This is a genomic window from Pseudomonas sivasensis (assembly GCF_052938085.1).
Genome location: NZ_CP176442.1, coordinates 5,365,104 through 5,391,500 on the forward strand (window position 1 = coordinate 5,365,104; position 26,397 = coordinate 5,391,500).

The following is a 26,397-nucleotide window of genomic DNA, read 5'->3' on the forward strand; positions in this document are numbered from 1 at the left end:
GCTGGCCATGGCCAAGTACTCATGCCACCGCACCACGCATCAGTTCGTCCTGGCCCAGGTCGATGCGACCCAGCACTTTGACCTTTGAGGTACTCCCTAACTCGGCAAACGACAGCACCGGGACATGGTTGAACTCTTCCAACAGCAAGGTCCGCAAGGGGCTGCGCAGGTCCTGCGCCACCAACATCACGCTCTTGCTCTTGGCCCTCAAACTAAAAGCTTGATTGAGCAGGTTGATCAACGCGGCGCTGTTGTCGTCGTCAAGCGCGAAAAACACACCCGTCTGAGTCTGTCGCAATGCTTCACGCAGGATGTTTTCAGTGTGTGGTGACAGCAGCCAGGCATGCAGACCGTCGGCCTCGCTGTACTGGTGGAAGATCTGCGCCTTGAGTGCAATTCGCGCATAGTCAGCCAATGCTTCCGGCTCACGCTCATGCTGGCCGTACTCGATCAGCGATTCGACGATCAGTCGCACAGCCCGCAGCGGTACCCCTTCGCTGGCGAGGCGTTGCAACACTGCCGAGAACCGTGACAGTGGCATGATTCGCTGCAGTTCCTGCACCAGTTCCGGCTGGTTGTGCTCCAGCCAACTGAGGATCGACTTGCTCTCCTGGATCCCCAGGAACTGAGGCCCACTGAGCATCATGGCCTGCTTCATGCGTTCAAGGATCAGGCTTGTCGCCGTGAAACGCTCCAATTGCGGATCATCAAGCAATGGATCATCCGGCTCCAGCCAGATCCATTCCTGCTCATCACGCTCAGCCAGCCCCCGTACTCCGTGCTCATGCTCACCCTTCAACGCGTTACGATCAACGGCAAGCAGGCTGACAACCGACGCCTTGACCATCGGCACTTCATGCACACAAAAACGCATCTCGTCGATGGCCAGCGAGTCATCGAGTTCGACTTCGAAGGGAGGCAGTGTCAGGCCGATATTGGCAACCAGAGCATTTCGAGACTGGCGGATCCCGTGAATCAGCTCCATCACCTCCGGCGTTCCACGCAAAACTGGCGGAAACTGCAACAGGTAGGGGCGAGACGGGTCGAACCCGCGCAAGTCCTCTTTTCCGTTCTCCTCAGGACGCACGGCTTCGCTGGTTTCGGACGCGGGTTGCGCTTCTCGTTGACGCTGGCGCATCAGGTAATACCCAAGGCTGCCGGTTATGAGCGAAATAAAGACAAATACCCCGGTAGGCATGCCGGGCACTATCGCAAACGCGAGCATCCCCACCGAAGCGATCATCCAGCTCTTGGGCTCGCTGGTCATTTGCCGGGCGATTTCAGCGCCCATGTTGCTGACGCCCTTGCGCCCCTCCGGTGCAACACGGGTGATGATCATGCCGGCAGTCAGGGAGATCAGCAGCGCCGGAATCTGCGCAATCAGGCCATCGCCGATGGTCAGGACCGAATACAACGCCATCGAATCAGCCGCACTCAAACCGTGCTGAAACATGCCCGTAGAGAAGCCGCCCAAGAGGTTGACCACAACGATGATTAACCCCGCGATGGCATCACCCTTGACGAACTTCATGGCCCCATCCATGGCGCCGAACAATTGGCTCTCACGGGACAACTGCTCCCGCTTGTCTCGTGCTTGCGCGCCGTCAATCAGACCGGCACGCAAGTCGCTGTCGATGGACATCTGCTTGCCCGGCATGGCATCCAGACTGAACCGCGCCGCAACCTCGGCAACCCGCTCCGAGCCCTTGGTGATCACCAGGAAGTTGACCAGGGTAAGGATCAGGAAAATCACCATCCCCACCGCCAAGTTGCCTCCCACCACGAAATTGCCGAAGGCCTCGACGATGTCGCCGGCGTCTTGCTCCAGCAGGATCAAACGCGTGGTTGCAATCGACAGTGCCAATCGAAACATGGTGGTCAACAACAGGATCGACGGGAAGGACGAAAATGCCAGGGGGCCCGGCAGGTAGAGCGCAAGAACGATCAACAGGCACGATATGCAGATATTGAGGGCAATCAGAATGTCCACCAGCCAGGTGGGCAGCGGCACAATAAAGATAAATACGATGGCCATGACCACCACAGCGCCCAACACCTCGGCGCGCTGTGCCACTTTGAGCAATATACGGTTGACGGCTGACACAGCCGTCACGTCATGGGCCTCGGCTCACCGGCAAACCGTAAGGGGCCACGCACGGCTCGGTCCAACTCACCGATCAGCGTCAAAAGAATCTGCAGGGACTCCTGACGGACCCGCTTGTCGGGCCACAAGGCCAAAGGCAACTGCTGAAACAGCGGGTAGAGCGCATTGAGGGATGCCATTTGTCGGTCAACCGGACCGCCACCCAAATCGTTTCCCAACCGCAGCATTTCATCGACAGAGATACCGCCGCCGGCGTACCCCAGTATGCGTTGCAGCAAGCTCACGGCGTCATGCTCAATACTCAAACGCTGGATCAACGTGTGACAACCGGATAACACCGCGCTCAACTGCCCGCAGCTTTGCAGACCCAGCAGCAAAGTGCGCAACAAAGGTGTGGGCATTGACGACACCAGGGCCGCCAGGTCATCCGCCAAGGCCTTACGCATCGCGTTGAGCACGTCGCGAAACCGCTCGCCACCGTAATCACCCAGCAAAGCCTGCATCATGGTTGCCAAGGACTGGCGCGTGACCACACTGGCGTAGTAAAGCTGGCGCAGTTTCTGGCGCTCATGCGGGTCGGCCACAGCTGCCTGCAACGCCGTAGCAATGTTCAGGCCTGCCTGAATTTCCCCTTTGAACCGGAGTTGCAGCTGGGCAATGGCATCGCGTGCCAATGCAGCCTCGGACGGACGCACTTCGCTGTCTGCCTGGGCCGTCACGTAGTTGAGCACTACGAACGCACGTGCTGGGTCACCTCCCGCGAGGCTGACCAATTCCTCAGTACTGACGCTCTTGCGCAACTGCTCAATGATGCTTCGTGAAATGGAAGCCATGCTCTTCTGGGCCGGATGGCCCAACTGATTATAAAGCTGCACAAGCTGCTCAACCGGGGACACACGCAACCCCATCTTCCGCCCGCTCAGCGCCCGGCTGTTGAGCTCCACCTCCTGATTGAAAATATGTCCCATCTCATCAACGCCCTTCGCGGGCACAGGCACTGAGGAGGGGCTGGTAACCGCTTGATCCAAGGGGCGGATTGTTTGCACATCGTTGTTGGATTCAACTTTCATGGGCACGCCAGTACAGGGAGAGAGTGTGTCCCTCTGTGGCAGTGCCTATGCATACGGTTCCATCGAAATCTGATCGCACACAGCGTGTGAAAAAATTTGCACGAGCCTTCCGTGCTCCATGCAAAGTACTGCGTGAAATCGTCACGATTCAAAATATTTATATATATAAATCAACAACATACGATTTTTTTCTTTTGGCACAGGGAGTGCAAAAGGGTGCTGTCGACTCCCGCTCGACTGCGTCTACCCTAAGGAAAAAAATCATGAATATCCCTATCGGAGCTTTAGCTCAGCTCGTTGGCAGCTCACCTCAATTCATGCTTCACCTGACAGACGACCAGCAAAAAAAACTCAAACGTTTCATTCACAAGCGCGTACTCAATCCGGAAGATGCGGATGATCTTCTGCAACTCACGTACCTGGAAGCCTGGCGCAACCGCGAGCGATTCTGCGGGAATGCTTCGCTTAGCACCTGGATGTGCGGCATCGCACAGAACCTGATCCGCAATCACTTCAGGCGCATGTACGCCAAACCCGTACATTGCGAATTTGATGAGTCGTTGTGGCATGGCCACGAGGAAACCAACAACCTGGATTGGGAATTTGAGATCAACCGCCGCCTGGAGAACACGTTGAGCGCCATCGACCACTTGCCGACGGAAATGCGAAAGACGATGTACGCCTCGCTGGAAACCGACGGCAGTTACCAGGATACGGCCAACGTATTGGACATCCCTATCGGCACCGTTCGCTCCCGTCTGTCGCGTGCACGCGAACAGCTCAAGCGCGCCACCCACAACCCTTTTCAACCTTAAATCTGGCTGACTAGCCAAACGTTGGGCGACAGGGATATTTGCCCAACCGAATCAGGCCTCTTGCATGCGCGCAAGAAAGAGCGCCAATCTCCCAAACAGCGCAAAGACCGAGCCCAGTGTGTAAACCCACTTGATGTCATGAGCATCCGCCCGGTGTCCCAGCAGCGCCGCCATCCCGGTAAAACCAAACATCCGCCCGAGCAATCCCCCGGCAATCATCCGCACGTTGCCCAGCCCCATACCTGTGTAGACGCCGCCTACGGCCAGCCAACACGGCCATTTTCGATAAACAATTGAAAGCGTAGAAAAATTCTTAATAAAAATGCTTGACGCATTCCCGTTCTGCGCGAATAATGCGCGCCACTTGGCTACATAGCTCAGTTGGTTAGAGCATAGCATTCATAATGCTGGGGTCCGGGGTTCAAGTCCCTGTGTAGCCACCAAGTACCGGTTTACAGATGTCTACATCAGTCTCTAAACCACCTCAAGAAGCCCGCCTCGTGCGGGCTTTCTTGTTTCTGGCTATCTCTCCTTGTATCCCCCTATACCTTCCCTCCGTGTATCCCCCTGTGTATCCTCGACAAATAATTGAACCGAGGGGATACAAGCCCAAATGAAGCGATCCGAGATAAAACGCCGCCCCCTTTCCGATACCGCATTGGCCGGCCTGGAGCCTGATGCCAACGAGTATCGCGAACTGGACGGGAGCGGCCTTTATTTCCGCGTGAAGCCTGATGGCCAAAAGTCCTGGCAGCTTCGCTACAAGAAGCCCGACGGCAAATGGTCATGGCTTGGGCTTGGCGGTTACCCCGAGGTGAGCGGATCAGTCGCCAGGCAGAAAGCTGCCGAATTGCGCACCGACGCCGCCAACGGCAAAAACCCGATCGTTACCAAGCAAGCCCGCAAGAAAGCAGAGAGGGATATCGCCGGCGAGACATTCGAGCCACTGGCGAGAGAGTGGTACGCCTCACGTCTCACCAACTGGGATGCTGGTACCGCCAAGCGAATCATCGGCGCCCTGGAGCGTCACGTCTTCCCGGTGTTCGGTAAACGCCCCTATGCCGACATCACACCGCTTGAGTGGATGGAGTTTCTGCGCGGCATGGAACAACAGGGAATTCTTGAGCAAATGAGCCGGGTGCGCTCGTACTGCCGAGACGCCTACGACTTGGCCAGGGTAACTGGCCGGGCGACCCATAACCCGCTTGAAGGGCTGCAAAAATATCTCCAGTCCGGCAAGGCCGAGAACTACGCCCACGTCTCACCCGATGAACTTCCCGGCCTGATCCGCGCCATTGCTGCCTATCCGCACGCCCACGATGTGCGCCTAGGTCTGCGCCTGCTGAGCCTGTTCGCGGTGCGCCCTAGCGAGCTGCGCGAGGCCCGTTGGTCGGAGTTCGATTTCACCAAAAAGCTCTGGACGATCCCAGTCGAGCGCAAAGGCCGCAAAAAGGGACTTGAGCACCTGGTGCCGCTTTCGTCTCAGGCGATCGAGGCGCTGGAGGAGCTGCGCCAGTACACCGGCAGCTATCCCCTTCTGTTCCCCGGCCGTAGCGACCACACCAAACCACGCAGTGACACCGTGTTTCTGATGGCGTTACGCCGTATGGGATATGAAGGCCGACAAACCGGTCACGGCTTCCGGCATATCGCGTCGACAGTCCTCAACGAGAATGGGTTCGACGAGAACCACGTTGAGGCCCAACTTTCACATAAAAAGCCTGGCGTTGCCGGCGTCTACAACAAGGCCCAGTACCTGCCTCAGCGCACGGTGATGATGCAATGGTATTCGAACTACCTCGACGGTCTCGCCGGCGGCGTTGTTGTTCAAGGTGACTTCGGCAAGAGGGCCTGATGCGGACCTTCCTTTGCCCGCATATACAGTTATAGACTGAGCGCCACTACTGTTTGTATAGCCAGCATTCAACCAGATAGCCTGGTCAACCAAACGCACGAAGCGCGGGCTATTCGCCCGTATTGAAGGTCAATTTATTCCGGGAAGTCCGCCCAAGGAGGTCAACATGGCCAAAGCAGAAATTCCAGAGTGGTTTGATCTCAGAACTTATCAGATACCCCTATCACATGATCAGTGGGGCGTGAGCATAGAAATGCGCACGTTGTTTACCAAGACAAAGCCATTTTTAGGCAAGGACGAGCAGGAAAGTTATTTTAGAACCTTTGCCGGCCGCATCCCTGGCGATTTTGGATTAATCGAGCGCCACACTGATCCATTCCCCGTGAGGTCGATGATTGCAGCGGATATAGCAGTGATCTCTGCATCCTGGTCAGTGGACGAGTCATGGCAGGAGCTCTACAAAAAAGTGTGCTCCGTGGTAGGTAAGGACGCCCCGCCAGAGCTGTTAGAAGAGGTAGTCAGCATTTACGAGAATGGAAGTTCACTCAAAAAAGAAGCATTGGAAAAGGTTGGCTGGCTTGCGCCAGAATTCTGCCACGGCGTCCCAATTACGGTGGACCTGGATAGCGACGACGAAACACTCAAGCTTGCTTTCAGCGTGTGGCTTGCCGGGGTCAGGAGCGATATGAATGAGCGATTCAAAAAGCCCATCAGCGACGACGATTTTCATAAATGGCACAGATACAGAATACTCGCAGCCTTCGACCTTTATCAGTGGGCAGAAATCAAAGGAATACGGTTTACAAATAACCAGATAGCCAATGCACTATTCCCCCCTGGCGCTACATCTTTTGAGGATAGAGATGTTGATATGGGGGAGCGGATTCGGAAGGTAGTCAAACCGCTAATGGAGCAAAGCATTACCGCAGAGACAGTTCGTCTTATTGGTGCCACTACAAGGCTAGAAAGGTACCTGGGCCAAGTAGTGGAAAAAGACAAGGCGGAAAGGAGAGCTGCCGAAGCGGAATCAAAACGAGAAAACATCATTCCGGAGTCACCTGGAGCCTCCTGAGTTCCGGATTAAAATACCGGCACTACGGTGCCGGAAGAGCTTTCGCCAAGAGAGCATCCGGAACGAAAACCGAGCTTTTCCATGACTTCAGTTGCTGGGCGCAACCCCTTTAAATCTGTTCCCGAGGACACATCAGTCTCTATCACTCGGGATAAAGAATCATGCAATCGACACCGCCTAGTATCGCCCTCCAGTTTGATCCAGCTACGGTCATTATTCGTATCAGTGAGCTATCGACAATCACTGGTTACGCCCGACCGACAATCTACAAGCGCCTCAAAGACGATCCGACCTTTCCCCGCCCCGTCCCGCTGAGCGATAGCAAATCGCGTGGAGCACCTGTCGGCTGGATTCTGGCTGAGGCGCAAGCCTGGGTGCGCCAGCGCATCGCCTTGCGAGGGGAGGCGTCATAAATGACCGACCAAAAAAAAGGCCAACCCGATAAGGCCAGCCCAGAAAAAACTCAACTCTACAATACCAGTAACCACGCCCAACTAGTACGGCTTGTTCCGCGTCTTCGTAAGGGGCCTGCTGACACGTTCACCATCATGCGCGAGCTGAACATCTGCCGTCCTGGTGCCCGCATCTGCGACTTGCGCAATGCCGGCTACAAGATCATCACCAACCGAATCACGATGACGGACGAATGGGGCCGCATCCACCGTGGTGTTGCCGTCTACACATTGATCGCAGAACCAGGCGCGAAGGTGGCGGCATGAGCGCCCGTGTTGTCCCCCTCTCATACGAGGGCCAGGTCATCAACTTCAATGCTGACGGTTGGATCAACGCGACCGTTGCAGCCGCCCGCTTCGATAAGGTTCCCAACGAGTGGCTGCGTCTCGGCTCCACCGAGGAGTACATAGAGAAACTGGCGAGCAGGATGATTCAGAGTAATACGGGAAAATCCCGCATTACTCTTGTTACGACCCGTCGAGGCAATACTGCCAACAGCGGTACCTGGCTCCATCCGAAGCTGGCTGTGAAATTTGCCCGCTGGCTCTCTGTGGACTTTGAGATCTGGTGCGACGAGCAGATCGACGCTCTGGTACGTGGTGACCAGGCCAAATGGCAACAGGCCCGCCAGCAATCAGCCGTCGGCTATCGCGGCCTGTGTGATGCGCTGGCAATCGCTTACGAAGAGAGCGGTAAAACTCCCCAGCGCCACCACTTCATCAATGAAGCCAAGCTAATCAACCAGGTAATCACCGGACAATTCGCCGGCCGCAATCGCGATGAGCTCAGCGCTCATGAGCTGGTGCTGGTCACCCTAATCGAGATACGCGACGTGCTGCTGATAGGCCAAGGCAAAGACTTCGCTGCCCGTAAAGCATCCCTGTTGCGCTACGTCCAAAGCCTGACAGCCAAGCACCTTCGGAGTGATGCCGCATGACAGCTATGCTCATGATCAGTGACAAACGGTCGATATCTTTTGTTGCAAGCAATCGCGCTCGTCGGTATGGTTTGCCCGTCGCTGCAAATTCAGTGACCGGGCTTGGTAACCCGCTGAACGTTAGGCGCAACAGCGCCCCCATTACGATTGCAGGCGCTTTTTTTGTGCCCGCAGTTAAGTGTTATGGCGGCTGTGCGTGGGAGGCATTCGTGCCTGCCGGGTTCCTAACGTCCCGGTTTACCAACCTGCGCACAGCTGCCACCCATTCGCTTGGTAACGAACGTGGCAGCTCCCTCTTTACGTTAGGAGCTCCACGTATGCCTGCCCTAAATCCGTCTGCGATTCGCGCATTTGCTCACCGCCGCATGGCCCTGAGCGCCCTCCGCGCAAACTCCTCACTTTCAGTTCGCCTTGCCCGCTACAACGCCCACATGACCATCGTTCGCAAGCTGGAGCATTCCGGAGGTGCGGAATGATCAACGCCAGCGAGGCCCGCAACACGAGCAGCCCGTCATCAGCCTCTCATCTGCCGTTACCCCACTACCTGCTGGACGAACAAAGCGCCTCGCTGGCCGAGTTCATCGCCGCGGAGCGACGTCACGCAACTCGCTGGTGGACGCACCTCAACGAAATGCGTCGGCGCAAGGAGCTTCCTGAATGGGTGGCGGCGGAGATCGGTACGCATGAGGAACACGACCGCATGCTTGATAGCCGGAAAGCCGTCAATCAAGCCCTATTCGGATCGGACGATCTGGGCGGCGATCAGCCGTACCGCGGGGTAGCCCTATGAACCAGCCAGAGCGCTCACCCTCGATCCTATTTATCAGCCTCACTTTTTTCTTTCAGCAGCCGTGTACTGACGCGCAGCGCCGACGCCCTGACCTAAGAGGTTAAGCATGAAAATTCAAAACGGCGCATCTGCGCCGACGGGATCGGCTTGCCCGAAAAAAGCCACAGAGCTTTGGTTCGTCACCCACCCGAAGGTGCCCAAGGCTTTGCTAGGGCCGTTCTTGAGCGAGGCCGACGCAGAGTGCGGGCGCGTAGTTATGCGTAGTGCTGGCGCTCAGGTGACGGCCTGCCTGGTTGATTCAATCGACGACATTACCCGCTGGCACGGTGTGAACAACGGTCAAGTTTGCCGGGCCTTTGCTGGCGCTGATCGCCGGGAGGTCAGTCATGGGTAACGTGACCCCAATCAAGCGCAAGGGGAGCAGCGTGCCGCCCGCCACGGGCGCCCACATCGACACCACCAGCTATGCCCTGCTGGTGGAAACGCTGGTCGGCTTCCTGGAGCTGCGTATCTCGGAAGGCGATCAAGGCCACCACTGCAATGAGCTGGAGCGCCTGACTCAGAAACTGGAGCACTTGGCCAAGCGGTTTACCCCGCCGAAGGGGGCCGCATGACAGACGCAACGATCCAATTCCGTGATGCGCTCCAGGCCGTCTATGGCCCTCTCGACTGGCTACCAGAGCCCGACGGTGCAATCCACCGATTCCGTGTGCCGGAGGATAAGCCTGGCTCGCTCAACGGCTGGTATGTGCTGTACCTGGACGGCATCGCATCCGGCGCGTTCGGCAGTTGGAAAGCCGGCGCCGCCAGCACCTGGTGTAGTCGCGAACCGGTGGACGCCCGCGAGGCGGCCCAGATCCGCGAGCGAGTTGACCAAGCCCGGCGCCAGCGCGAAGCCGAGCAACACCAGCGCCAGCAGCAGGCCGCCGAGAAGGCCAACCACTGGTGGCGCAATGCGCGCCGCGCCTCACCCGACCACCCGTATCTGGTAGCCAAGGCAGTTCGCTCCTACGGCCTGCGCCAGCGTGGCGCTGACCTGCTGATCCCGCTGTACCTGGATGGGCGCTTGGTCAACCTGCAAAGGATCGGGCCGGACGGCGACAAGCGCTTCCTATTCGGCGGCCGGATCAAGGGCACCTATTCGCCGCTGGGCATCATCGAGCCAGGTTCTGTGCTTTGCATCTGCGAAGGGTGGGCGACGGCCGCCAGCCTCCACCAGCACGGCGGCTACGTCGTTGCCGCTGCCATGAACGCGGGCAACTTGATCCCGGCGGCGATAGCACTTCGCGCTCGATACCCGGGCCAACCAATCGTCATCGCCGGCGACGACGACCGGCTCACCGATGGCAACCCGGGGCGCGCAGCGGCAAACGCAGCAGCGGCGGCCGTGGGTGGTCAAGTGGCTTTCCCAGAGTGGCCGGAAGACGCCCCCAATGACCTCACCGACTTCAACGACCTTGCTAACTGGAAGCTCGCCCATGTCCAAGCCTGACAACAACGTGATCAACCTACGGCCGGACGCCGCGACCATTGCGCCAGATCGCCCCTGCTGGGCGGTGTATGAGCATTGGGTGATCAATGAGAAGGGCCGCAAGCTGCGCCCGGGCGTTTACTGGCATAGCTTCAAGCGCGCCGCCGCTGACCAGGACGACGCCGAGGGCGATACCGGCGACCGGCCTATCACCGATGAGTGGATCTCCAGCCCTGTCACAGTCGTGGCCCGAACCACCAACAGCGACGACGGCAGCGAGGGGCGGTTGCTGCGCCTGGTAACTGAGGGCGGCATCAAGGAGTGGATCATCGCCATGGAAGTGTTCGGCGGCAGCGGCGAGGACGCCCGGCGCGCATTGTTCGGGATGGGCGTCATTATCGCCCTCAAGAAACGCGGCACGTTCATGGAGTACCTGCTCGACCAGCATCCTGCAGAAGTGTTTGCCACCACCAGCCGGCCTGGCTGGCATGAGTCGGGCGCGTTCGTGCTGCCTGGGCGAACCATTGGCAGCGCCAATGTCCGGTACCAGGCCAGCAACAAGGCCCAGGTACTTTTCAGCCGGCGCGGAGAACTGGCGCTGTGGCAATCGGAGGTGGCCGCCAAGTGCGCGGGCAATCCGGTACTGACACTGGCGATCGGCTGCTCGCTGGCTGGCCCACTGCTGAGTTTGGTGGGCGTGCTGGGCGGCGGTGTTCACCTGGTGGGCGACAGCTCCAGCGGCAAGTCGTTGGCGCAACTGATCGGCTCGTCGGTATGGGGCGACCCGGGCGTGTTCGCCGCCAGTTGGGACATGACCAAGGGCGGCCTGGAGATCGAAGCGTCTAGCCGCAATGACACCATCCTCCCACTGGATGAGATCAAGCGTGCTGATCCCAAGCGCGTACAGGAAATGGCGTACTCCCTCGCCAACGGCCAGGGTAAAGGCACCATGACCCGTGAGCGCGAAGGCCGCGCCAAATTGAGCTGGCGCCTGCTGACGCTCTCCAGCGGCGAGCGCTCGCTTTCCGAACACGCGGCCATATCCGGCAATGCCGCACACGCTGGCGCCGAGTTGCGCATGGTCGACGTGAACGCCGGTACACGGACACACCGAGCCTTCGATGAATTGCACGGGCTTGAGGGCGCTGACTTCCACCGGCAGCTCACCGTGGCGGTCGGCGCCCACCATGGCCACCTTGGGCCAGCGTTCGTGGAGCGCCTGGTTGCCGACGACGATAAGCCCGGGCTGCTCAGTGACTTTGACGGCATCCGCGCTCAGTTCGTCGAGGACAATGCCCAGGCCGGCCGCGTGGCTGACCGGTTCGCCGTGATCGCGCTGGCGGGCGAGATGGCCATCGCCTACGGCATGTTGCCATGGGAGCCGGGCACCGCCCTCTCCGACTGCCGCTTGCTCTACGGGGAATGGCTCTCCCGTGTCGGCGGGGGCAACGCAGAAGACCGCCAGATCCTGGCCGGCATCATCGATTTTATCGACAAGCACGGCAGCAGCCGATTCTCCGATGTCGACGCAGCGGAGGTGGACGCCAAGGTATTCAATCGCGCCGGGTACTGGGAGCTAGTGGCCGGCAAACGGCTGTATCTGTTCAACAAGTCCGCGCTGATCGAGGCCGCCCATGGGTTCGGCCTCACCCGCGTGGTCAAGGCACTTGAGATTGGCGGGGCCCTAGCCAAACGCGACACCGACCGCGATAGCCGCAAAACCAAAAAATACCGCATCCCCGCTGGCGGATCGGCGCGCCTATACGTCATCGACCCAGAGGCTATGGACAGTGAGGGGGGCGGTGCATGACCTCCACATCCACCAAGTACGAATGCCCGAGTTCACAGGAACCTATAAACGTGGGGAACAGGGGGAACGGGGGAACAGCCAGTAAAACCGCGGGCTGTGGCCGTTCCCCCTTATTGAATGTATGGGGAACAGGGGGAGCACAAACATGTTTTTGAATATAAGCGTGCCTGCGTTTTCCAGAACTTGGTTATCAGCGTTCCCCACAAAAAAACGTGGGGAACAGACCTCCCCCCTGAAAGCCCCGGAAACATTGGCTGTTCCCACTGTTCCCCCGTTCCCCCGATTTTTTTCTAGAGACACATATGGGCAATGGAGCAATCAGGCCGAGGTGACGCCATGAGTCTCCTTTCCGGCTTGCTCGATCACTTGCCGCCAGTCATTGCCAGTACCGACACGCCAAAAATGGATAGCCGACCTCGCCCACGTCTGGTGCTGGCCAACCCTGTCGAGCGCACTCTCCAGCTCATCACAAGCCCGCACGCAAGCGCCGCCACTGCCACGCCTGAGTGGCGACAGGCCCGTGACCACTACCTCAACCACATCATGGTTTGTCGGAGCTGCTACGCGCCCACCGGCCGCTATTGCACGGCTGGCGCCCACCTGCGCGCCAGCTACGACGCCACACCTATGGAGGCGCACCAATGCCGCCCAGCCTTATCACCCTCTTGTGCAACATCGGTATGAAACCCGGCATCAGCGCCGCCACGCAGCTCATCACCACCCGGCGAATATGCCGTGCCATTACTGACCAGCTCGACGTTATCCGCGGTGAACGGCGAGCCCTACGCCGGCAAGCGGGAAAGCTGAAAGCGTTTCTCCCATTCACCCGGCAGACCATTGCGGAACTGGAGGAGCAGGCCAACGAACACCAGGAGGCTACTCGCAGCGGAGCGTGGAGCGCACTTGCTGGGTTTGGCCAATCACTGATGTTCGACCGTGAGGGGCTGGCGCAGGCGTTGGGCTTCGACCAGATGTGCGATCTGCTCAGCGTCAACCCAGTACATCGTCATCGGGCTATCGCAGACGGTGACACCAGCCTTCGCGGAGTGGCCTATCTATCCCAACTGGAGGACAGCACCGACCGCAAAAGCGACGAATGGGGTGCCGGTGGACCGCTGTATCGCGCCTGCCACGCCGCCATGATCCGGTTCATCAAGGAATGCCCAGAGGATCAACTACCCGACCCATTCGCCCCTGGTGCGCCGTTCGGCCCAAAGCTGCCGCCAGTCCTGAGCATCGTCGGCAACTGACCATTTTCCGCGCCACGTTTTGCGAATCACGAAAACGTGGCGCGACACCGAGCAGCACCATCGGGCACCTGCCCACGACCAGCGCCAGCGGCGCACAGAGGAAACATGACTGACCAAGACAGCAACATAACGGGCCAGGCGCCCGCACATCGGGAGCGCTTCGCCGAGGCGTGCAAGATCACAGATTTTGCCGTCGCCCCAAACATGAATGGCGGCTACCTCGTCTGGGAAGTGCAACACGTTCGTGACGGGCAGAAGGTGACCGTCGACGGGCCATTCTTCACAGAGGACGAGGGAAGGATCTCTGCCGACCTACTACGCGGAACATTCCGTGGGGCTCGCGCTTACCAAGCGATTCATTGCTGGGCATGGAACCCAGACCCACGCCGCGAAAAGGCTATCCGTGACGACGCCATGGCATCCCGAATGATGCTCGCCATGCAGATCGGCGCCGAAGTACCAACCCACACCACCAATTCAAAGTAGGAGAGAAACCATGGCCGCATCAGTGATCGAATACACCCCTGTCATCAACTTCAAGCTTCGCGGTGCCCTTCGCCAGTTCGGTAAGTCCTATCCATTGGCCGTACGTACCCCAGCGGAAGCCGTCAAAGCCTTGTGCGTTCAGATCCCCGGATTTGAGCGCTATATATCGAACGCCAAATCCCGAGGCTTAGAGTTCGCCGTGTTCCGCGAAAAACGGAATATTGGCGAGAAGGAGTTGAACTACAACGGAACCGGCGACATCACCATTGCACCAGTAATTACAGGTAGTAAACGCGCGGGTTCGCTTCAGACAATCGTCGGAGGGATATTGATTGCAGCAGCATACGTGCTGTCTTTCACGCCGTTCGCTGCTGCGTCACCTTTTCTGTATTCGGCAGGCGCTGCAATGTCCATCGGCGGCATTATCCAGATGCTCAGCCCCCAGGCCGGCGGCCTCAAAACCAGCGCCGCGCCAGAGAACACACCCGGCTACGCCTTCGGTAGCGCCAAGAACACTACGGCGTCGGGCAACCCGGTACCGCTTTGCTACGGCAAACGGCGGGTAGGTGGCGCGATCATCAGCGCCGCGATTTATGCCGAGGACAAAGTCTAACGTTAGACGGTGCTATTGTTGCTTCTCATGAAAAGGAGCTCTCATGCTTAAAATCGCTGCGACAACAGCCCTATTTGCCGCTCTGGTGGCTGGATGCGCCACTTCCCCAGTGCCCATGACAAATGCTGTTGCGGCGCCGCCTGAAAGGGTTCTTGCGTATCAGAAAGACACACCAGGTAAAGGCACTTTATCGGTGACCAGAGACTCGGGTCATACGGGAAGCCTTTGCTCGATTGGCCTTTTCGTAGACGGCAAAGTGGCGGCATTACTCAAGCCTGGAGAGAGAGTTGCCCTCCATGTCCCGACGGGGTCTGTCGTTGTCGGTGCGGCCTACCAAGGAAGCGGCATCTGCGGGATGGGTGCAGAGAGGCAAGAACGAGAAATAATGGTCACCGGCGGAAAGGTTAAAAGCTACCGTATATCAACCAGCGGTGACGGTGTATTAGACATTCTCCCCACCACGCTTTAGCGAAAAGACAGGGCCGCCTTCGGGCGGCTTTATCACACGTTGAGACAGACGATATGGTCTCACTCAGACCAAATCGTCTGTCTCGCCGCTTCGCTGGTAACCACCCAAAGTAACCACCCTGCATAGTTACCAATCGTCAAAGGTTTCTCGGTCACTGGAACCCCCAGAGCCGCGGCATTGCATATTTTGGTAAAAAACTAGCACCTGGGAGTTAACGCAGACGATCTGACACACAGCTAAGCGGTCGTATACCGCCATTGATCATTTGCAAACTCGTACAAAGAGCTATTGAGCATTAGCTCAGGAAAAAATGATTAATTTTCAGCCAGTTTGCTAAAGCCAGAACAGTGGCAATGCCTCCAATCAGGAGCGGCCATATGTTGTCGGTGAACCACGAATGAACAATCGCGCCTTTTACAAAGACATAAAGAACAGTCGCTCGGTATAGAGTTTTCGAAGGATTGGATTCGTATCCAGCACCGCCATAAGAAAACCCAGATTGCCCCTCCGAAGTGATAGTCCTCGTGAGCGTGAACTCCACTCGAGCGCGGTTAGGAAATCGATAGTCCCAAGGCCCAGTAGGCGCATATTCACCACGATCCTTCTCTTCCTCAAGCTGGGTTCTGTATGGCAGATAGCCTGTCATTTTTAATTTGACGAGCTTATCGCCATCCGACTCGGCGTCCAGGGCAGCAGCCTTAAAGGCTTTACCCTTGTCGCGAAGACGGCATACCGTAATCAGGCACTCGTCCAGCAGGGTATGCATTTGCTCATCGAAACGAAGCCCGCGCTTAGGGATACGTTGGAAAAATCGAAGCCATAAATAAAAATTAGAGAGGCCGATAACTCCCCATACGTGGAGCACGTTTTCGCGCAGATACACTTCGTTGCCTAGTAGCTTGAATCTGGTCATGTCAGCTCCAAAGAACCAGAGCATTAGCACCACGACAGAAAATCCGATAAGAAAACCGCGTGCTTTATTGAAGTCTGGCGTGTCCGTATCGCCCATCTTTCGAGTCTCCGAGTAATAAGTGCCACGATGGTAGCAGGCGGCCACCCTCACCGCGTAAACGCTGCAGAGACATCGGGCCAAGAATCCGCTATCCGATACAGACGCTTTGCGGGTTACTACTCACTGTCGATCGCCCAACCAACGCAGCAACAAATAAGGTCGATTTGAGCTATGACCTCCCGCTGTACCGGAACATCACCGCCGTGCAGAGTGGATGCGCAAAACGCCTTAAGTCGTTAAGCTTTTCAAAATGCCGCTCCGACTTAACTAGCGCAGCGCTCCCTAAAGAGAACGGATGAGTTGCCTGCGGCGTAATTACCAAGAACGAGGATTTCATGCATAGTCTGCTGCTAGGGAATGGCGTCAATCGGGCCGCACTACAGAAGGATTGGACGCAGATCCTGCGGGAGCTTGCGGGCCAGTTTGACGCTGACGAGCTAGTCCTCCATCTAGGTTCAAAGCCTCTTTCAATGTTCATCGAAGAGCTCTGCGCTCGCTCAGAGGGTGTATTCCGACATACTGAGCACGACGTCAAAGTGGCATTCGCAAAGCTGCTGGAGCAGATCACCCCTATCGAGGCGCATCATCGGATCTGCAAACCGTTCAAAACCATCCTCACCACCAATTACGACTTTACGATTGAGGAGGCCTTCGTAGGGCCACTCTATAACCCGGCTTTTCTTTACCCCGAAACCCGTTACAGCCTGTTCCGCCGCTATCAGGCAGGCGCCAAGGATATCTGGCATGTTCACGGTGACTCAGCTAGACCCAGTTCGATGGTGTTGGGATATGACCAGTACGCCGGCAGCCTGCAGAAAATCCGTAATTACGTCACTGAAGGAGTGAAGATCAAGACGCTCGGATACCGACTTTCATCCCCGGTCAAGAACGGCATGATCGAATTCGAAAGTAATCGACGGATTTACTCATGGGTAGACCATTTTCTAAGAGACCATCTGCACATCGTTGGGTTAGGTATGGACTTCACGGAAATAGATCTCTGGTGGTTGCTGCTCCACAAACGCCGACGGACCAACCAGACAGGGAAGATATTCTACTACCAGGCGGGGCTGTCCTTAACCGACGATACAGCTGTTACCTCTCTAATGAAGTCGCTCAATGTGGAAGTAATTCATGTGGTTGCAGACAGCTACAATGAGTGCTATCTCCGTATCGCTGAAGAGATTGAGAGCCGGATAAAGGCATACCCCGAACTGTTATCCTCGCCTGAGCGGTGCATTCAGCAGTCGAGCTACCAAGCTATAAGCCTACCGAAGGTCAAGGAAATGCAGCGAAGCTTCAGGTTCCCGTCACCTTCGAAGACTTGAAGCGCATCAATAATCGTCGACCTTCGTTCGTTTCGATTTGAAGCCAAAGTACAATCGAACTAGCAGCTACCAGTAACAAGCTTTCCTCTCGGCTCTGCCAGTGGGAGCTTTGGATCGATACCTGCCGGTATCCAAACAGATATCCACGGATTGACGCTGATACAAGATGGATACCCGGGCGGTGACCAGGCGCGGTGACCGCCATCAGTGACCACTACTGGCTGGTAAAGGGCTCGTCCAATCCCTCTCGGAGAAACGCGCCATGGAGGGAGCCAAATGCTGGCCGAGCCACGCGGGATAGCACTCCGGCCTGCTATATTGCCGACCACCTGACCAGCCTAGCCCAATACAAGGAATGTGAACGTGAAGCTCGCCCCTGTCTTATTACTCGCCCTTATGACGTCTGGCTGTGCTACCGGCCCCGCCGTCGAATGGGTGACTGTCCGCAACACTGACAAATTCACTGATAAATCCAGTTGCGCGGTCACGGTGGGCACCTATTACACAAGGGGCGGGATATACACCGTCAGCAATCAATACTACCCATACATTGAGGTGGTAAATGGCGACCTACGAGTGGGCGTGAAAAGCGGCGGCCGCTTCCTGATCCCGGTCGGCGACGTCCAGCTCAGAGTCGATCAGAACAAGGCATGGACGATCAGTACCAGCGAAACCCCGCTGGACTATGTGCCTGAGGGCCAGCTCAAAGCGATGCAAGCCTACGCACCGAAAGATCCCCAGCAGCAACAAATAGTGGAAAACGCCTACAAGACGGCGATGGATGCCACAGCACGGTCCATGTCGCCGTTTACCGCGTCAACAGGCGAGAAGGCTCAGTCAATTCTCAAAGAGATGCGATCCGGCAAGACGCTTATCTATCGTACTGTTGGCCTAAATCAAGCGGCGTCTACGACCGGGGAATATGTACTGGATCAGTCGCTGGAGGTCGCATTGCGTCAGTGCGGCATCCAATAAGCGCAGGCATCCGGAGTTCTCGCGCATCGTTTCGCGCACGCCCGTCGCGCATCTGGTCAATGCGCGAAGCCTTCCGCAGCCAAGGTTTCACGCGCCCTTCACGCAGCATATTCACGCACTGGGCCGCGTGATGGCCAGGCGGCCTACAGACCCTGTCTAACGACAACGAAAGCTCATCGATGATGCCCGCTACAACTCGCTAGTGTTAATCAGACCGGGCGGTATCCCCCTGGTATCCACCGCTTGCCAATCATCCGACTGATGCGGTAACCGCCCGAGTAACCACCAAAAGTAACCACCTCGCATGGTTACCATGCATCAAAGGGTTTTCTATCACAGAGGCGCCCGCCAACCTTGGCAATTGTTAACAGGGTGAGAGGCTGTCCAACCCCTCTCACGGAGCTAACTTTTGCTAACAGAACGCGAGCGTTGTCATCGGCTCCATGCCGATCCGATGTCAACATTTGTCAACATCGAGCCTAGCCCTCGCACTCGATCCGATGTCAGGTTTTGTCAGGTTCCGGTGCGCGCTTGATGTCAAGTTTTGACAAGTTCTCGACCTGAAAAAAGGTTAAGTTTTATTAAGTCGCTGGCGCTGACTAAACGGCAGAAATCGGCAAAGACCGGACGTTTGGGGAGCGGGATCATGACAAACAGCAACGAGCCGGAATACTGCACGATCCGCAAATGCTTACTCGACAACCCAGCTGATCCGCTATCAGCTAATTGCAGCAGAGATTGCTGGGGATGCGTAGGCGCCATCGAGGCGGAAATGGGATGCGCAGAGTCGCTCACCTACGTACGCAAAGAATACGAGGCAGGACTTAGACCTGGCTGGATCGATCCATTGAAACCCTGATTTGGACGCTGCATTAGAACCGATTCGGGTCGAAAACGGTAAATCGCGAACAACTGCTAAGCCCCATGGGCCGGGATGCTAATTCGTTAGAGGCGATAATCTACACGCAGGCTGGCGCTGCGAGGCGCCCCGGGGTAGTTGGAGTTATCACTACCAGCCTTGGCAGAAACTAAATACTCACGGTTAAATAGGTTATTGACATTAAGCGTCACGTCGTAGTGCTCGTTTCGATATACGCCAGCCAAGTGAGCCGTCGTATACGAATCAAGCGACACCTTGTTGTTCGGTGAGGTAAATCGCTCACCCTCATACCGTCATCCACCTGCGACATTGAAGCCTCCGCCCAGCTCCTTCTTTAACCAGACACTTGCGCTTATCTTGGGGGTCAGGGGGCTCGTATTTCCTACAATTGATTCGAACGGCGAATCAGTCATTTCGCCATTGATACGGTTCAGCCTTCAAGTGGTTACACGTCAATTACCGCGGCGATGTCCTCGCGGGGAATGGTTTGTCCGGTGCCCTTGAAGGTGTGAGTGAGGTGACATTCTCCGTCATCCGAAAGCAGGTAGGCCCAAAGTGACGCACAGTAGTCCTCGATGTCAGTCGTTTTCCCTTTGAACTTGACTACGACAGGCTTCAGTCGCTCTTCGATAACACTGCGCAGGTCGACAAATCCGCCACTTCCGCAAAAGCTGCTTGACCATAGATCTTGGACTGCCTCTGGTACGCGGTATCGGATGCCGCGTTCACTGGTGCTTGCAGCAGTGAAGGTGTTCCACGCGTAAGGGCCCGTGCCCTCAGCTGTAGACCCTTCATACTCGCTGCGAAGCTTCACAATACCCTCAGCCCCCTGTTTTGCAGTTGGTCGTTTTTCGGGGGGTACCCACTCCATGATCTTATCCAAGAAGCGCCCCACGCCTTGGGAAGAACCCAACAATCCCTCGGCAAACCACGAGTCGCACCCCGCATAACTCGTCGAGTGGTAGTAATACGCGTGGGTGATGTCATCACGCGGGTAGGCTTTTAGCAGGTGCCAAACAACCCCATGGAACTCCGGTCGCTTAATTTCAGAGTAAACCTGTGCGATTTCCAGCACTGCCGGAGCTAGAAGCACTCGTTCGATCTCATCGGTAGAAACCGCGTAGATCTCAGCAAGAGACCTAATGGCGTCGTGTCTGTTGTCACAACTCGGGATAAAACTCATCTCAGGCTCCCAGCCTTACCTTTGCGATAATGCCGGGAGGATATCAGGTTGGATATCTCCGGATAAGTCCAGCAAACCGACCTTCAAGCGTCGAGCCCTGGTTCAGTCGGCGCGCTGCCAGCCAGATACCGAAGCCGTCATGCACCAACACTTTCATCCGCGTTGCGCGGCGGTTGGCGAACAGACTGGCACAGTGCGGCTGCGCCGCACCGAACACTTCGACCACTCGCGCCATGGCGGTGTCGGTGCCGGCGCGCATGCCCATCGGCGCCGTAGCGAGCCAGATGGAATCGATGCGGATCACAAAGCAAGCCCTCGGACAAAATGGGCACATCCGTCAGGGTCTGAGGTTGGCCATGTCACCGTGATCGTTTGCCCGCCCAATGGCAACTCGATGATCGCTGAAGCTTGAGGCTTTGGTTTGGGGGCCGAGAGCGCAACCTTCACAGGAACAAACGCTGGCAGCGCGACCGTCTGCTGATCGCGGAACAGCGGTATCCACCGTCGAACGACGTTGGCGTTGATCCCGTGACTCATCGCGATAGCGGCCACGGAAATGCAGGGCCGCTCGCATTCCTGGACGACTTGGGCTTTGAAGGATTTCGGGTAAGACTTCCGTTGGCGCATGGCGATCCTGGGGTTAAGGGTAATTGCGTCCGCTTAAAAAACGCAGATACAACCGACCTTATCGGACAGGCTCGGAAGCTGTGTTCACCGGCCCCTTACGCTGCACTCACCGAATTATCCGGTGCAATGCGGCGTTATGTGGTACTGGTCATCATCACCTTCTTTGTCTTTATAAATCTTAGCTCACTTAGCATTTTCTCAACTTCCTCTATTTCCTTAAGCCTCTTAATACCATCACAACTTTCACGATCGAAAAGCGTGAGAAAAATCTTAGCAACAAGCAATGTACTAAAGATAGATATTAAATAGGCATTTATGACACTAATCACTCTCTTGATCATTGAACCTTCATCACCATCATTGACATGGGAGTACTCGAACAAAGAGAGACTTGACCAGTGATGATATTCAGCCATAGGTCTATAGTAATTATCGTACATAGACTTACATACGTCATCCAAACAAAGGGCGATATCGTGAATATTCGTGCTTATCCATTTGCTTGAGTATACCACTTGCCCTTTAGTTTCCTTCCTGAAAAATCTATCTATATTATTTCTATTACTTTCAATCTGACGCCTCATCTCTGGAGGAAAATCCTTATCGTTGGCGCTTTCAATCCACTGAACATAAAAGTGAAGCTTCCACCTATCTGCAATTTCATCCCCTTTCCTTTTGATTGCAAATGCTAAGAATAAAGCGCCTTCAAACATAGTCCTAGAAATAAGTAGCTTATCTGGTTGATCCTTTAACAAACCAAAGCTTTCAGCATGACGAATTTGCCTCTCGGTAAAAAGATAAGCCATTAACATCTCTGAGCTTAAATTGCCGAGCTCCTCTTTCTGAAGTTTGTATGCACAGAAAATAGATCTCATTAGCTCGGCAGCTTTCGCCTCAACGCACACCAACTTCCTTAAGTCATGCTCATTTGGAAGATTCTCCAAGTTCAACTCCATTAACTCCCCCTTTCTTCTGGATACAAATATAATTACACATCAGGCGACATAGCTGTCGTACAACACCCTCAATAATGCCGAACAACCTGTAGCTAGCTGGACCGAGTCTTTGATTTACAATGCAAAAAAATTGATAAGAAACGGTATCTCTAGGTTAAAAATGCCACACCGAGAGACTGATGGCCAGAAGCGATCCATAGTAGCTAGACATGTCTAGCCACTGTGTCGAAAAAGCGTCGAAATCACTGCAAGGGATGGCGCGAAAATGTTGCACTATCCGGGCCGCAAGGCCCTGATCAATGCAGGGCTTTTTCGTTTCTGGCGTTTGTAAAGTTTGATGGCAATGGTTTGAGCCGGGGAAAGATGGGGCTTTGGTGTATCGCTGGTGAGCGAAGGGTGGCCAGAGGCCGAGGAGCGCCGACGCGCTGTGTTAGCATCAAACAGCCCATGCCGCTGTAGCGCTTCGCGTAGCGTCTTCAGGCCGTCGGCCCCGACAACCCAGGCATGTCCCCGCTCAAGCCGCCGATAGCCTCGTGGGTGCGCAATTGCACCCACGTGACCACACCCACACGTTTGCGTTCGACGTCACTAGTCACTTGCATTCGGTCTGACCAGTCGCAAGTATAGGTGACGGGCGAAAGCAGCCATCCACTATTGGCTCTAACGACCCATAGCAGTTGGGAGTGCCGACGCGATCATTCAGTCCTGGTGCAAGCCCTTCTTGCAGTACTCCCTAGCGATTTCTTCCCTCGCATCTCTATCGTGTTTCAGCTCAGGGTATGCTTGAAGTGCGATATCCACAGTCGGTGCCAGAACGCTCGCCATGGCATGGCCGAACGATTTCTTAAGCCCGGCATAGTCATCTTCTGATGGATGCAGCAAGACGCCCTTCAAGGCACTGCTGAGCGCCGAAGTGGCGTCGATGCCACCGGCAAGAAACGCTTTTGCTGCGTCCAGGGACAAATTCATTAGCATCTCATCCATTTTTTCGAATGTTCTGAGAACACTAGACGGTGGAGCGGCGCTGATCTCCAACATCGTCTGCACATTGAACAGCAGATGTAGCCTTAAGCGCCCAGACGAAAAGCATGAAGGGCCGAGTGACAGTCCGCTCTGGGTCGAAACCTGCCAGTATCCACCCAGGTATCCACGGATTGACGCAGTTCCAAGTTGGATACCCGGGCGGTGACCACCATCAGTGACCAATTTGCAGAACAACCGCACGGAAGGCTAGCGCCCAGTTCCGGCGGCGTGTTTCGCGCAGTGCTTCGCGCACGCCCGTCGCGGCCTAGTCAATGCGCGAAGCCCTCCCCGGCAAGGTTTCACGCACCCTTCACGCAGCATATTCACGCACTGGGCCGCGTGATGGCCAGGCGGGATGTAACCGGTTCGGCCTCAGCGACCGCTCACCATCGGAATGCGCAGTAACTGCGCAAATTGCGCACAGGAAGTACGCAGTTCAGTACGCACGGTTGGTGCGCATTCGGGGCGTAGCGGCAGTAGGTTCGCACTGAGGTTCGCAACAGCCAATGCGAACCATGGTAGATCTGCTGGAGACAGAAAACATTAATAAAAATGAACATCAAAAATCAGGATTAGCGCAAAAGCTTTATCATAGTGTCGGGATAATTTGTTACTGCTTCGTACTGGTGCTGTTGGATATTAGAGGCTTGAAATGACTCATCGTATGGAACACATACGGCAAGAACGCTGTCATCTCCGCCGAGATATATCGCAGACATAGACTCGTGGAGTTCAAATGACATATCGAAAAAAATATTTGCTACAAGGCCGTCAAAATAAAATCGATAACTTTGCAAAAACAGCTCTTCCTTTTCGACCTCTAACTTAAACGGGAGCTTCATTTTCAACGGCCCAAGGTTGTGTCTGGGGCCTAGAGAAGTAAGCTGCGTCAGCTGAACAGGCAGGAAGCTGAGTGGGTAGGGATTTTTGTGCAACACCATAAGTCGCAACTGCTCTAGCTCATTAGCCGGAAGTTGAACATGGGCGTTTTGAGGAAGATTTGAAGCTGCTGCCCGCCACAAGATACTCAGGAAAAAAACCCTTAGGTTCAGAACATCCAAGCCTGAAACGGTGCGAAGCCCAAATTTCTCACCTGGATTTGGAGCTACCTCTTCCTGAACATCGCTATCGCCAGACCAACCGCTCCAAACCAACTTCCCCTTTCGTAGTTCAATAGCAGCCGAGCTATCTAGCTCAGAAAGAACATCTTCACCCTTGCGAACTACAAGAGCTCGATCGTACCAACTAGTTGGTCTTCTGGTCGGACGACCTCCTGGTGTGCCATCAATGAAATACTGCCCCTCACTAGGGCCGGAAAAGCACAGCGGAATGAGGTGTGATTTGACGAATGTTCCAGTCTTTAATGTCAGCTTGCAGGTACCTATCGCCACGATCCATCTCCTTGGGGTCTGACTAATCAAGGATGCCTTAAAAACACAGCCAAATAAATGTACGGATCGGCAATTCAGGTGCATCTATCGTTGATAGGCTGGGTATCAAAAGTGGGGTATCAACACCTGGTTTCCACTTTGGTTTCCACCAAAAGCAGGAGTTTTGACTGGCAAACTGCGCGCTCGCCGGAATATTGTCTGGCTGGCCGGTGTAAGGCGTTTACCCTCAGTGGGGAAAAACTCATGATTGAACATCGGAACCTTCAGAGAGAACAAAATGCCGAGTATCGTTTGGGGCCGACATCCCCAAGAGGCCTATGACAACCCGTATGAGCATGAAGCCCAACGGCAATTCCTCCGGGAGTGCGATGCACTGCTTCGCGAAATCATCAAACGCCTCAGGCCGCACACACTGAAATACCATCGCGACGAGCAGTCGCTGCAGAAGGCGACTTGGCTGATCACCATGGACTTGCTGGCATCACTCCTAGACTGCGTGGCCTTACTGAAGGAGACGCGGCACCGGCCAGTTGCGCGAGTCTTCCGTGACGCAGTTGAAGCGATCGACGTGATGCGCTATTTGCACGCGGAATCCCCAAAGGCCGAATTGGCTTTGAAGAAGTGGTATGCGAACGAAACGATTTCTCATGGCGAAATCCGGAAGCTGATCGAAGCATTAGACGGAGTAGAAGCGGCTACTGAACGCAGAGTCTTCTATCAGGAACTGTCCAAATTCACCCATCGCACTTATCGGGCACTTCTCCATAGTGTTTCACTCGGCCGGGACGAACTCATGGTTCACGACAGCCATGGTTCCGGTTTTCTAGTTCTGCCACAAACCATTGCCGCCTACATGGCCGTGCTGGGGGACATAACGATCCAAGCGACTGGAAGCGTCAGCTTAACCGGACTGCTCTCCTCTGATGAGGTGGTGGAAGCATGGGGTGTGGCCTTGGAGATTCATACGGTCCCCCGGCGCTTCGCAATGCGTGTAAAACCTGGCTCTCCACTTTGACTACGCTTTGACGGAATGCGAGACAGGCATCAGACAAAACCACGCGGGCGGGCGTCTGAGGCTTATCGTGTGGCCAGCCCGTCAAACAAGCACACGGTGGCGACTGATACCCCTGACAGACCCCAGACGAATACGGCACTTTCGACCCACCTACTTTTACCTGGCCTTTACCGAATCGCCGACGAATGTGAGACAGGCATGAGACGGATTCGGCGGGCGTGGCCGCCTGAGAACGCCCATCGGCCAACGCGGGCGGGGTTAACGTGTTAGACGCGGGGAAATCCCGTATCACATCGCCAGGGCACTTTGCCGCCGGCAGACGCACACCACGTAAAGGTGATTCCAGACATTCACGGCGCCGGCTACGCTCTCTCGAAACACGGAGAGCCACCATGACGACGGACACCAAATTGATCGCCAGCCTGTTCGACTGCCTCAATCAAAACCAACTCGCCCTGTCCGCCGCGGTGAAGGAGCTTTCCAACTGGGTCGAACAGCGCGGATCGGCAGACATTGCCAACAACATTCGCGGCGCGCTGGAAACGCTCGATGAGAACCTGGTGTTCATTCGCCAGGGCATTGCTGAGCTGACCGTCGCCGGCAGCCTGGGGCAGTCGTGATGAAGGCTAGGATTCTGGACAGGCTCTGGACGGCTGTAGACGCCCAAGCTCATCCAACTCGGCCCGCAGGCCAAAGCCAGTAAAGGTTGGCGGCAGATCGGACATGAGGCCGGATAGCTACCTCGTCCAAAAACAGGGACTAGCCGCGACAGGCACTTGCGGGACAGTGGGCCACGGTCGAACCAAACAAAC

The 26,397-nt window shown here is 56.0% G+C and carries 31 protein-coding genes and 1 tRNA gene; 21 read left to right on the forward strand and 11 right to left on the reverse strand.

Going from position 1 to position 26,397, the window contains the following annotated elements:
• Positions 1–19: 19 nt before the first annotated feature.
• Positions 20–2,113, reverse strand: a complete 2,094-nt coding sequence (sctV, locus tag ACKZ62_RS24830; protein WP_447095948.1) for a type III secretion system export apparatus subunit SctV — start codon at positions 2,111–2,113, stop codon at positions 20–22.
• Complete coding sequence (locus tag ACKZ62_RS24835) at positions 2,110–3,174, reverse strand: TyeA family type III secretion system gatekeeper subunit (protein ID WP_122752367.1); 1,065 nt, start codon at positions 3,172–3,174, stop codon at positions 2,110–2,112. Before ACKZ62_RS24835 ends, sctV begins: the two co-directional genes overlap by 4 nt.
• A 263-nt stretch (positions 3,175–3,437) precedes the next feature.
• On the opposite strand from ACKZ62_RS24835, the gene ACKZ62_RS24840 reads away from it, so the two are divergent.
• Positions 3,438–3,989, forward strand: a complete 552-nt coding sequence (locus tag ACKZ62_RS24840) for an RNA polymerase sigma factor (protein ID WP_032886085.1) — start codon at positions 3,438–3,440, stop codon at positions 3,987–3,989.
• Positions 3,990–4,040: 51 nt separating this feature from the next.
• On the opposite strand, the gene ACKZ62_RS24845 is transcribed toward ACKZ62_RS24840, so the two are convergent.
• Positions 4,041–4,388, reverse strand: coding sequence for a hypothetical protein (locus tag ACKZ62_RS24845; protein ID WP_155989958.1), 348 nt, complete (start codon positions 4,386–4,388; stop codon positions 4,041–4,043).
• Between ACKZ62_RS24845 and ACKZ62_RS24850 the strand changes: the two genes are divergently transcribed.
• The 16 genes from ACKZ62_RS24850 (at position 4,356) to ACKZ62_RS24925 (ending at position 15,195) form a co-directional block, all read left to right on the forward strand.
• Positions 4,356–4,432: transfer RNA gene (locus ACKZ62_RS24850), tRNA-Met, on the forward strand. The genes ACKZ62_RS24845 and ACKZ62_RS24850 overlap by 33 nt on opposite strands.
• Positions 4,433–4,602: 170 nt before the next feature.
• Entirely contained in the window at positions 4,603–5,844 is a 1,242-nt protein-coding gene (locus ACKZ62_RS24855) for a tyrosine-type recombinase/integrase (RefSeq protein ID WP_447095949.1), read from the forward strand.
• 166 nt (positions 5,845–6,010) lie between these two features.
• Complete coding sequence (locus tag ACKZ62_RS24860) at positions 6,011–6,916, forward strand: DUF6387 family protein (RefSeq protein WP_367242531.1); 906 nt, start codon at positions 6,011–6,013, stop codon at positions 6,914–6,916.
• A 161-nt stretch (positions 6,917–7,077) separates the two neighbouring features.
• The gene (locus tag ACKZ62_RS24865; RefSeq protein WP_367242532.1) at positions 7,078–7,329 is read left to right on the forward strand and encodes a helix-turn-helix transcriptional regulator; all 252 of its coding nucleotides are present in this window, start codon (positions 7,078–7,080) and stop codon (positions 7,327–7,329) included.
• Complete coding sequence (locus ACKZ62_RS24870; protein ID WP_447095950.1) at positions 7,330–7,635, forward strand: helix-turn-helix domain-containing protein; 306 nt, start codon at positions 7,330–7,332, stop codon at positions 7,633–7,635.
• Complete coding sequence (locus ACKZ62_RS24875) at positions 7,632–8,306, forward strand: KilA-N domain-containing protein (protein WP_447095951.1); 675 nt, start codon at positions 7,632–7,634, stop codon at positions 8,304–8,306. Before ACKZ62_RS24870 ends, ACKZ62_RS24875 begins: the two co-directional genes overlap by 4 nt.
• Before the next feature lie 472 nt (positions 8,307–8,778).
• Positions 8,779–9,096: a hypothetical protein gene (locus ACKZ62_RS24880; protein ID WP_447095952.1), complete on the forward strand. Its 318-nt coding sequence runs from the start codon at positions 8,779–8,781 to the stop codon at positions 9,094–9,096.
• Between the two features lie 106 nt (positions 9,097–9,202).
• Positions 9,203–9,490: a hypothetical protein gene (locus ACKZ62_RS24885; RefSeq protein WP_447095953.1), complete on the forward strand. Its 288-nt coding sequence runs from the start codon at positions 9,203–9,205 to the stop codon at positions 9,488–9,490.
• Complete coding sequence (locus ACKZ62_RS24890; RefSeq protein ID WP_061434836.1) at positions 9,483–9,710, forward strand: hypothetical protein; 228 nt, start codon at positions 9,483–9,485, stop codon at positions 9,708–9,710. The genes ACKZ62_RS24885 and ACKZ62_RS24890 overlap by 8 nt, the downstream gene beginning before the upstream one ends.
• A complete protein-coding gene (locus ACKZ62_RS24895; RefSeq protein WP_447095954.1) occupies positions 9,707–10,588 on the forward strand; it encodes a toprim domain-containing protein in 882 nt (293 codons plus the stop codon). Before ACKZ62_RS24890 ends, ACKZ62_RS24895 begins: the two co-directional genes overlap by 4 nt.
• Positions 10,575–12,377 carry a DUF927 domain-containing protein gene (locus tag ACKZ62_RS24900; protein ID WP_447095955.1) on the forward strand — a complete coding sequence of 601 codons (1,803 nt, stop codon included), beginning with the start codon at positions 10,575–10,577 and terminating at the stop codon, positions 12,375–12,377. The genes ACKZ62_RS24895 and ACKZ62_RS24900 overlap by 14 nt, the downstream gene beginning before the upstream one ends.
• A gap of 336 nt (positions 12,378–12,713) precedes the next feature.
• Positions 12,714–13,061 carry a hypothetical protein gene (locus ACKZ62_RS24905; RefSeq protein ID WP_447095956.1) on the forward strand — a complete coding sequence of 116 codons (348 nt, stop codon included), beginning with the start codon at positions 12,714–12,716 and terminating at the stop codon, positions 13,059–13,061.
• A complete protein-coding gene (locus ACKZ62_RS24910; RefSeq protein ID WP_447095957.1) occupies positions 13,019–13,627 on the forward strand; it encodes a hypothetical protein in 609 nt (202 codons plus the stop codon). Before ACKZ62_RS24905 ends, ACKZ62_RS24910 begins: the two co-directional genes overlap by 43 nt.
• A 105-nt stretch (positions 13,628–13,732) precedes the next feature.
• Complete coding sequence (locus tag ACKZ62_RS24915; RefSeq protein ID WP_447095958.1) at positions 13,733–14,113, forward strand: hypothetical protein; 381 nt, start codon at positions 13,733–13,735, stop codon at positions 14,111–14,113.
• 10 nt (positions 14,114–14,123) lie between these two features.
• Positions 14,124–14,726 carry a tail assembly protein gene (locus tag ACKZ62_RS24920; RefSeq protein ID WP_447095959.1) on the forward strand — a complete coding sequence of 201 codons (603 nt, stop codon included), beginning with the start codon at positions 14,124–14,126 and terminating at the stop codon, positions 14,724–14,726.
• Positions 14,727–14,769: 43 nt separating this feature from the next.
• Entirely contained in the window at positions 14,770–15,195 is a 426-nt protein-coding gene (locus ACKZ62_RS24925; protein WP_447095960.1) for a hypothetical protein, read from the forward strand.
• A 295-nt stretch (positions 15,196–15,490) separates the two neighbouring features.
• On the opposite strand, the gene ACKZ62_RS24930 is transcribed toward ACKZ62_RS24925, so the two are convergent.
• Positions 15,491–16,204, reverse strand: a complete 714-nt coding sequence (locus tag ACKZ62_RS24930) for a hypothetical protein (protein ID WP_339427322.1) — start codon at positions 16,202–16,204, stop codon at positions 15,491–15,493.
• Positions 16,205–16,542: 338 nt separating this feature from the next.
• Here ACKZ62_RS24930 and ACKZ62_RS24935 point away from each other — a divergent pair, with 338 nt between their 5' ends.
• Positions 16,543–17,535 (forward strand): SIR2 family protein, encoded by a 993-nt coding sequence (locus ACKZ62_RS24935; protein WP_447095961.1) that lies wholly within the window; start codon positions 16,543–16,545, stop codon positions 17,533–17,535.
• A 363-nt stretch (positions 17,536–17,898) separates the two neighbouring features.
• Complete coding sequence (locus tag ACKZ62_RS24940; protein WP_447095962.1) at positions 17,899–18,510, forward strand: hypothetical protein; 612 nt, start codon at positions 17,899–17,901, stop codon at positions 18,508–18,510.
• A gap of 1,325 nt (positions 18,511–19,835) precedes the next feature.
• Here ACKZ62_RS24940 and ACKZ62_RS24945 read toward each other — a convergent pair.
• The 7 genes from ACKZ62_RS24945 to ACKZ62_RS24975 all read right to left on the reverse strand — a co-directional run bounded on the left by ACKZ62_RS24945 (position 19,836) and on the right by ACKZ62_RS24975 (position 24,570).
• On the reverse strand, positions 19,836–20,573 hold the full coding sequence (locus tag ACKZ62_RS24945) for a hypothetical protein (RefSeq protein WP_447095963.1): 738 nt from the start codon (positions 20,571–20,573) through the stop codon (positions 19,836–19,838).
• A 43-nt stretch (positions 20,574–20,616) separates the two neighbouring features.
• The gene (gene tnpB / locus ACKZ62_RS24950; RefSeq protein WP_447095964.1) at positions 20,617–20,877 is read right to left on the reverse strand and encodes an IS66 family insertion sequence element accessory protein TnpB; all 261 of its coding nucleotides are present in this window, start codon (positions 20,875–20,877) and stop codon (positions 20,617–20,619) included.
• The gene (gene tnpA / locus ACKZ62_RS24955; protein WP_447095965.1) at positions 20,874–21,200 is read right to left on the reverse strand and encodes an IS66-like element accessory protein TnpA; all 327 of its coding nucleotides are present in this window, start codon (positions 21,198–21,200) and stop codon (positions 20,874–20,876) included. The genes tnpB and tnpA overlap by 4 nt, the downstream gene beginning before the upstream one ends.
• A 134-nt stretch (positions 21,201–21,334) precedes the next feature.
• A complete protein-coding gene (locus tag ACKZ62_RS24960; protein WP_447095966.1) occupies positions 21,335–22,156 on the reverse strand; it encodes a DUF5677 domain-containing protein in 822 nt (273 codons plus the stop codon).
• A gap of 476 nt (positions 22,157–22,632) precedes the next feature.
• Positions 22,633–22,758, reverse strand: a complete 126-nt coding sequence (locus ACKZ62_RS24965) for a hypothetical protein (RefSeq protein WP_447095967.1) — start codon at positions 22,756–22,758, stop codon at positions 22,633–22,635.
• 97 nt (positions 22,759–22,855) lie between these two features.
• A complete protein-coding gene (locus ACKZ62_RS24970; RefSeq protein ID WP_447095968.1) occupies positions 22,856–23,194 on the reverse strand; it encodes a hypothetical protein in 339 nt (112 codons plus the stop codon).
• 557 nt (positions 23,195–23,751) lie between these two features.
• Complete coding sequence (locus tag ACKZ62_RS24975; RefSeq protein ID WP_447095969.1) at positions 23,752–24,570, reverse strand: hypothetical protein; 819 nt, start codon at positions 24,568–24,570, stop codon at positions 23,752–23,754.
• Between the two features lie 277 nt (positions 24,571–24,847).
• Between ACKZ62_RS24975 and ACKZ62_RS24980 the strand changes: the two genes are divergently transcribed.
• Together ACKZ62_RS24980 and ACKZ62_RS24985 are read left to right on the forward strand one after the other, a co-directional pair.
• Positions 24,848–25,585 carry a hypothetical protein gene (locus tag ACKZ62_RS24980; protein WP_447095970.1) on the forward strand — a complete coding sequence of 246 codons (738 nt, stop codon included), beginning with the start codon at positions 24,848–24,850 and terminating at the stop codon, positions 25,583–25,585.
• A gap of 392 nt (positions 25,586–25,977) precedes the next feature.
• Positions 25,978–26,205 (forward strand): hypothetical protein, encoded by a 228-nt coding sequence (locus ACKZ62_RS24985; protein WP_447095971.1) that lies wholly within the window; start codon positions 25,978–25,980, stop codon positions 26,203–26,205.
• Positions 26,206–26,397: the final 192 nt, after the last annotated feature.

Excerpts from the sequence above, each read along its gene's own strand:
- ACKZ62_RS24915 (WP_447095958.1), top strand. The coding sequence starts at position 13,733 with ATGACTGACCAAGACAGCAACATAACGGGCCAGGCGCCCGCACATCGG.
- ACKZ62_RS24880 (WP_447095952.1), top strand. The coding sequence starts at position 8,779 with ATGATCAACGCCAGCGAGGCCCGCAACACGAGCAGCCCGTCATCAGCC.
- tnpA (WP_447095965.1), bottom strand. The coding sequence starts at position 21,200 with ATGCGCCAACGGAAGTCTTACCCGAAATCCTTCAAAGCCCAAGTCGTC.
- ACKZ62_RS24965 (WP_447095967.1), bottom strand. The coding sequence starts at position 22,758 with ATGCAAGTGACTAGTGACGTCGAACGCAAACGTGTGGGTGTGGTCACG.
- ACKZ62_RS24945 (WP_447095963.1), bottom strand. The coding sequence starts at position 20,573 with ATGAGTTTTATCCCGAGTTGTGACAACAGACACGACGCCATTAGGTCT.
- ACKZ62_RS24845 (WP_155989958.1), bottom strand. The coding sequence starts at position 4,388 with ATGCTATGCTCTAACCAACTGAGCTATGTAGCCAAGTGGCGCGCATTA.
- ACKZ62_RS24835 (WP_122752367.1), bottom strand. The coding sequence starts at position 3,174 with ATGAAAGTTGAATCCAACAACGATGTGCAAACAATCCGCCCCTTGGAT.
- ACKZ62_RS24985 (WP_447095971.1), top strand. The coding sequence starts at position 25,978 with ATGACGACGGACACCAAATTGATCGCCAGCCTGTTCGACTGCCTCAAT.
- ACKZ62_RS24870 (WP_447095950.1), top strand. The coding sequence starts at position 7,330 with ATGACCGACCAAAAAAAAGGCCAACCCGATAAGGCCAGCCCAGAAAAA.
- ACKZ62_RS24855 (WP_447095949.1), top strand. The coding sequence starts at position 4,603 with ATGAAGCGATCCGAGATAAAACGCCGCCCCCTTTCCGATACCGCATTG.
- ACKZ62_RS24980 (WP_447095970.1), top strand. The coding sequence starts at position 24,848 with ATGCCGAGTATCGTTTGGGGCCGACATCCCCAAGAGGCCTATGACAAC.
- ACKZ62_RS24970 (WP_447095968.1), bottom strand. The coding sequence starts at position 23,194 with ATGTTGGAGATCAGCGCCGCTCCACCGTCTAGTGTTCTCAGAACATTC.
- ACKZ62_RS24920 (WP_447095959.1), top strand. The coding sequence starts at position 14,124 with ATGGCCGCATCAGTGATCGAATACACCCCTGTCATCAACTTCAAGCTT.
- ACKZ62_RS24895 (WP_447095954.1), top strand. The coding sequence starts at position 9,707 with ATGACAGACGCAACGATCCAATTCCGTGATGCGCTCCAGGCCGTCTAT.
- ACKZ62_RS24840 (WP_032886085.1), top strand. The coding sequence starts at position 3,438 with ATGAATATCCCTATCGGAGCTTTAGCTCAGCTCGTTGGCAGCTCACCT.
- ACKZ62_RS24905 (WP_447095956.1), top strand. The coding sequence starts at position 12,714 with ATGAGTCTCCTTTCCGGCTTGCTCGATCACTTGCCGCCAGTCATTGCC.
- ACKZ62_RS24885 (WP_447095953.1), top strand. The coding sequence starts at position 9,203 with ATGAAAATTCAAAACGGCGCATCTGCGCCGACGGGATCGGCTTGCCCG.
- ACKZ62_RS24935 (WP_447095961.1), top strand. The coding sequence starts at position 16,543 with ATGCATAGTCTGCTGCTAGGGAATGGCGTCAATCGGGCCGCACTACAG.
- ACKZ62_RS24900 (WP_447095955.1), top strand. The coding sequence starts at position 10,575 with ATGTCCAAGCCTGACAACAACGTGATCAACCTACGGCCGGACGCCGCG.
- ACKZ62_RS24865 (WP_367242532.1), top strand. The coding sequence starts at position 7,078 with ATGCAATCGACACCGCCTAGTATCGCCCTCCAGTTTGATCCAGCTACG.
- ACKZ62_RS24930 (WP_339427322.1), bottom strand. The coding sequence starts at position 16,204 with ATGGGCGATACGGACACGCCAGACTTCAATAAAGCACGCGGTTTTCTT.
- ACKZ62_RS24875 (WP_447095951.1), top strand. The coding sequence starts at position 7,632 with ATGAGCGCCCGTGTTGTCCCCCTCTCATACGAGGGCCAGGTCATCAAC.
- ACKZ62_RS24860 (WP_367242531.1), top strand. The coding sequence starts at position 6,011 with ATGGCCAAAGCAGAAATTCCAGAGTGGTTTGATCTCAGAACTTATCAG.
- ACKZ62_RS24960 (WP_447095966.1), bottom strand. The coding sequence starts at position 22,156 with ATGGAGTTGAACTTGGAGAATCTTCCAAATGAGCATGACTTAAGGAAG.
- ACKZ62_RS24890 (WP_061434836.1), top strand. The coding sequence starts at position 9,483 with ATGGGTAACGTGACCCCAATCAAGCGCAAGGGGAGCAGCGTGCCGCCC.
- ACKZ62_RS24910 (WP_447095957.1), top strand. The coding sequence starts at position 13,019 with ATGCCGCCCAGCCTTATCACCCTCTTGTGCAACATCGGTATGAAACCC.
- ACKZ62_RS24925 (WP_447095960.1), top strand. The coding sequence starts at position 14,770 with ATGCTTAAAATCGCTGCGACAACAGCCCTATTTGCCGCTCTGGTGGCT.